Origin of the sequence: Pseudorhodoplanes sp., assembly GCF_035565795.1 — a bacterium.
Lineage (GTDB): Bacteria > Pseudomonadota > Alphaproteobacteria > Rhizobiales > Xanthobacteraceae > Pseudorhodoplanes.
The window spans coordinates 1-4964 of the sequence record NZ_DATMRV010000150.1; the positions used below are offsets into that span (position 1 = coordinate 1).

Here is a 4964-nt window from a genome sequence, read left to right on the forward strand (position 1 = left end):
GTCGGCTTGTCGGTCTTGTTGTAATAGCCGTGCGGCAAGCCCATCGGCATGCGCACCAGATCGCCCGCAGACGCCTTCACCCATTGGCCATCGAGATACAGGTCAAAGGTGCCTTCCAGCATGTAGATGAATTCGTCCTGCGTCGGATGAATGTGCGGCGGCACGAAGGTGCCCGGCGGGTCGAACGTCTCGAAAGAGAATGACGTGCCGCAATTCGATTTCTCATAATAGGTGTGACCGAGAATATTCCACACTGTCGGCGTCGAACTCTTGCCCGCTGGCGTAATCCCCGGCGCAAGCTTGATATCGGACATGCTGGCTTCTCCTGTGCTGGACTGACTTACTGGAAGGCAACCTCCGCGAAGCTGCGCAGTTTGCGGGAATGCAGCCGTTCCCATTCCTGCGACTTCAGTTTCTCGATCGCTGCGAGACCGATTTCGAGATGCTGGCTGACACGCTGCCGATAGAACTCCGCCGCCATGCCGGCGAGCTTGATCTCGCCATGCAACGGCTTGTCCGACACGCACAGCAGCGTGCCGTAGGGAACACGAAACCGGAAGCCATTGGCGGCGATCGTGGCCGATTCCATGTCGAGGCCGACCGCACGCGACAGCGACAGCCGCTGGATCACCGCTCCATGGTTGCCGAGCTCCCAGTTGCGATTGTCGACGCTCGCGACCGTGCCGGTCCGCATGATGCGCTTAAGGTCGTAGCCGGAGAGGCCGGTGACTTCGGCGAGCGATTGTTCGAGCGCGACCTGGATTTCGGCAAGAGCGGGAATCGGCACCCAGATCGGAAGCTCCTCATCCAGCACGTGGTCCTCGCGTACATAGCCATGCGCGAGCACATAGTCCCCGAGCTTCTGGGTGTTGCGCAGGCCCGCGCAATGTCCAAGCATCAGCCATGCATGCGGGCGCAGCACCGCCACATGATCCGTGATGTTGCGCGCGTTGGATGGGCCGGTCCCGATATTGATCATCGTGATGCCTCGGCTACGCGGCGCCACGAGATGATAGGCAGACATCTGCGGCAAGCGTGCCGGGCCCGTGGGGATCGCGGCGGGCTCGCCGCGGCGCGTGATGATGTTTCCCGGTTCGACGAAAGCGTCGTACGAGGGAGTGCCGGCCGCAACGCTCTCGCGGCACATGCGCACGAACGCATCCACGTAGAACTGGTAATTCGTGAAGATCACGAAGTTCTGGAAGTGCTCGGGATCGGTGCCGGTGTAATGGATGAGCCGGTGCAGCGAGTAATCCACCCGCGCGGCGCGGAACATCGCGAGGGGCGCGGGCGCACCGGGCGCAAGCGGCAGCGTGCCGTCGGCGATCGAGTCGTCCATGGTCGCAAGATCGGGCACGTCGAACCGGTCGCGCAGGGGGCGTCCCGCAGCCTCAAGACCGCCCGATACAAGACTTGCGGCGATCCCGATGTCCGATGTGTAGGCGAAGTGGACCGGGATGGGTTCGTGTGATTCCCCGATCTCGACCGGCACGCGGTGACTGGTGAGCAATAGCTCGATCTGCTCGATGAGGTAATCGTGAAACAGATCCGGGCGGGTCACACTGGTCTCGTGGGTGCCCGGACCGGACACGAAGCCGTAGGACAGGCGTGAGTCCAGCCGCGCGTGCGTGTCCGTGGTGATGCGAATGAATGGATAGGTGGCGCGCACGCGTGCTTCGAGCGGCGCACCGGCGGCGAAGGCCTCGAACTGCTCGCGCAGGAAGGTCGTGTTGCGCCGGTAAATGTGCGCGATGCGTGCGACCGCGGCCTTGGCGTCGGTGAAGCGTTCGGCGGGCAGAGGAGGCGGGGAGAGGAAAGCGGCCGGATCTTGCATGAGCCCGAGCTTCGCCTGCATCGGGGCGAAGTCAAGGGACACAGGGGAGCCGCACTACCGCCCGCAATTCCAGATCATGCCGATCGGGGTCGAGGTCCAGCATGGCCCGAAGCTCCCGCCATTGTAGCGGCCGCCATAGAAGCCGGGTCCGCCGAAGCCGTAATAGGTGCGGCCATCCCAGCCGATGTAACGCCGGTCTTCGTATGCGCGGTCGCGCTGGCGCTCACGTTCGGTGCGAGGATAGCCGGGGAGGAAGCCGTAACCTTTCCACGCCTGCTTGCGGACGGTTAGTTTCGGCCGTTGTGTCCTGCTGTCGGCGAAAGCGTCGTTCGCGGCAATGGGCAGGACGATGGCAAGGGCGAGCAGCGCTCTGAAGATCATTCTCGCAATTCCGATTTGCGTGGTCAGCGGTCGCATCGGCCTGTGGTGAAAGCGGGGCGCAGCCATGCGCCTGTCCTGCTGAAAAGAAAAGGGGCCGCTTGCGCGGCCCCTTCGCATTCTTTCGCGACGAGCGAAGGACTTAGAAGTCCATGCCGCCCATGCCGCCCATTCCGCCGCCGCCCGGCATCGCCGGCGCTGCCTTCTTCGGCAGTTCGGCAACCATGGCTTCGGTGGTGATCAGGAGGCCGGACACCGACGCGGCATTCTGGATCGCAGCACGCACGACCTTGGTCGGGTCGATGATGCCCTTCGACAGCATGTTGCCGTACTCGGCATTCTGCGCGTCGAAGCCGAAGGTGTACTGGTCCTTCTCCAGGATCTTGCCGACGATGACCGAGCCGTCTTCGCCCGCGTTCGTGGCGATCTGACGGGCCGGAGCCTGCAGGGCCTTGCGCACGATCTCGACGCCGGTCTTCTGGTCGTCGTTGGCGGTCTTGACCTTCTTCAGGGCTTCGGTGGCACGGAGCAGGGCGACGCCGCCGCCCGGCAGGATGCCTTCCTCGACCGCAGCGCGGGTGGCGTGCATGGCATCGTCAACGCGATCCTTGCGCTCCTTCACCTCGACTTCGGTCGCGCCGCCGACGCGGATCACCGCGACGCCGCCTGCGAGCTTCGCCAGACGCTCCTGCAGCTTCTCACGGTCGTAGTCCGAGGTGGTCTCCTCGATCTGCGCCTTGATCTGGTTCACGCGAGCCTCGATGTCGGCCTTCTTGCCGGCGCCGTTCACGATCGTGGTGTTTTCCTTCTCGATCAGCACCTTCTTGGCGCGGCCGAGCATGTTGAGCGTGACGTTTTCCAGCTTGATGCCGAGGTCCTCCGAAATCGCCTGGCCGCCGGTCAGGATCGCGATGTCCTGCAGCATGGCCTTGCGGCGATCGCCGAAGCCCGGAGCCTTCACCGCCGCAACCTTCAGGCCGCCGCGCAGCTTGTTGACCACGAGGGTCGCGAGCGCTTCGCCTTCGACTTCTTCAGCGATGATGACAAGCGGCTTGGAGGTCTGAACGACCGCCTCGAGCAGCGGGAGCAGCTCCTGCAGGCCCGACAGCTTCTTCTCGTAGACAAGGATATACGCATCGTCGAATTCGGTGCGCATCTTGTCGGCGTTGGTGACGAAGTACGGGGAGATGTAGCCGCGATCGAACTGCATGCCCTCGACGATGTCGAGTTCGGTCTCGAGCGACTTCGCCTCTTCGACCGTGATCACGCCTTCGTTGCCGACCTTGGCCATTGCCTTGGCGAGGTAGTCACCGATTTCCTTGTCGCCGTTGGCGGAGATAGTGCCAACCTGGGCGATTTCGTCGTTCGAAGTGACCTTCTTGGAGTTCGACTTCAGATGCTCGACGACGGCTTCGACGGCGAGGTCGATACCGCGCTTCAGGTCCATCGGGTTCATGCCGGCGGCGACCGACTTGGCGCCTTCCCTCACGATCGCCTGGGCGAGAACGGTGGCGGTGGTGGTGCCGTCACCGGCGAAGTCCGACGACTTCGAAGCGACTTCGCGCACCATCTGGGCGCCCATGTTCTCGAACTTGTCCTCGAGCTCGATTTCCTTGGCGACCGTCACACCGTCCTTGGTGATGCGCGGGGCGCCGAACGACTTGTCGAGCACGACGTTGCGGCCCTTCGGACCGAGCGTGACCTTCACCGCATTCGCGAGAACGTCCACGCCGCGCAGCATCTTCTCGCGCGCGTCGACGGAGAATTTTACGTCTTTCGCAGCCATTGTTTATTTTCCTCGGATTATTTCTTTGTTTGGATCAAGCGGCCTTCTTGCGCGCGACGGTGTCTTCCATCACGCCCATGATGTCGCTCTCTTTCATGATCAGGTATTCGACGCCGTCGATCTTGACCTCGGTGCCGGACCACTTGCCGAACAGCACGGTGTCACCGGTCTTGACGTCGAGCGGGATCAGCTTGCCAGACTCGTCGCGGCCACCGGGACCAACGGCGATGACTTCGCCCTGCTGGGGCTTCTCCTTGGCAGTGTCCGGGATGATGATGCCGCCGGCGGTCTTCTCATCGGACTCGATGCGCTTGACGACGACGCGGTCGTGAAGCGGGCGGAACTTCATGGGAATCCTCCATCAGTGTTTCGAGACGAAATTTGGAGTCGGAGAACCGGCTTGGAACCGGTTGTCGGCGATCTAGGGCCGGTTGCTCCATAAGCAAGGGGTTTGCAGCAAAAAATTGGCACTCGTCAAGGAGGACTGCTAGCACGCTTTCGTGTGGTTAACGGCGCTGTCAGCAGCCTTTCGGAGATGCTGCTAATGCATTGATTTTAGGAACAAAATTCAAATTTTGAGCTTGTCAGAAGCGGGCGACGATTGAACTCTATTCGCCTCACGAGAGGTGAGAATCGCTTTCCTTGGGGACTGACATGCCATCAAGAAATCTGCCGTCGGAAGACTTCAGAAAGCAGGTGGATGGATATGGCCTGACGACGGCGGAAATCCTGTACCGCCGTCCGGACCATCCCTGGCTCCTGCAGACCTATGTCTGGCAAGACTACGACCTCTGTCCGGACTTTCCTGAACTGAACCAGTTTCTCCGGTTCTGGGAAAAGTCGATCGAGGGCCTCCTGCACACGGTCACGGTCGCGCATTCGCGGCTGATACGTCCGGCGGAGATCCGCGCCGTGGACGGGGTGTTCCGGCTGCACTAACGGTTCCGCTCGAACGGGAGCGGGGCG

The 4964-nt window shown here is 62.2% G+C and carries 6 protein-coding genes; 1 reads left to right on the top strand and 5 read right to left on the bottom strand.

Going from position 1 to position 4964, the window contains the following annotated elements; genetic code table 11:
• From VNZ93_RS13640 to groES, 5 genes are all read right to left on the bottom strand, one after another.
• On the bottom strand, positions 1-314 hold a 314-nt coding region (locus tag VNZ93_RS13640; RefSeq protein WP_325705786.1), incomplete at its 3' end, for a cupin domain-containing protein.
• A 26-nt stretch (positions 315-340) separates the two neighbouring features.
• Complete coding sequence (locus tag VNZ93_RS13645) at positions 341-1834, bottom strand: AMP nucleosidase (protein WP_325705789.1); 1494 nt, start codon at positions 1832-1834, stop codon at positions 341-343.
• Between the two features lie 54 nt (positions 1835-1888).
• On the bottom strand, positions 1889-2215 hold the full coding sequence (locus VNZ93_RS13650; protein WP_325705792.1) for a hypothetical protein: 327 nt from the start codon (positions 2213-2215) through the stop codon (positions 1889-1891).
• Positions 2216-2354: 139 nt separating this feature from the next.
• Positions 2355-3998 (bottom strand): chaperonin GroEL, encoded by a 1644-nt coding sequence (gene groL, locus VNZ93_RS13655; protein WP_325705794.1) that lies wholly within the window; start codon positions 3996-3998, stop codon positions 2355-2357.
• 34 nt (positions 3999-4032) lie between these two features.
• Complete coding sequence (gene groES / locus VNZ93_RS13660) at positions 4033-4347, bottom strand: co-chaperone GroES (protein WP_325705797.1); 315 nt, start codon at positions 4345-4347, stop codon at positions 4033-4035.
• Between the two features lie 305 nt (positions 4348-4652).
• On the opposite strand from groES, the gene VNZ93_RS13665 reads away from it, so the two are divergent.
• The gene (locus tag VNZ93_RS13665) at positions 4653-4937 is read left to right on the top strand and encodes an usg protein (protein WP_325705799.1); all 285 of its coding nucleotides are present in this window, start codon (positions 4653-4655) and stop codon (positions 4935-4937) included.
• Positions 4938-4964 lie beyond the last annotated feature (27 nt).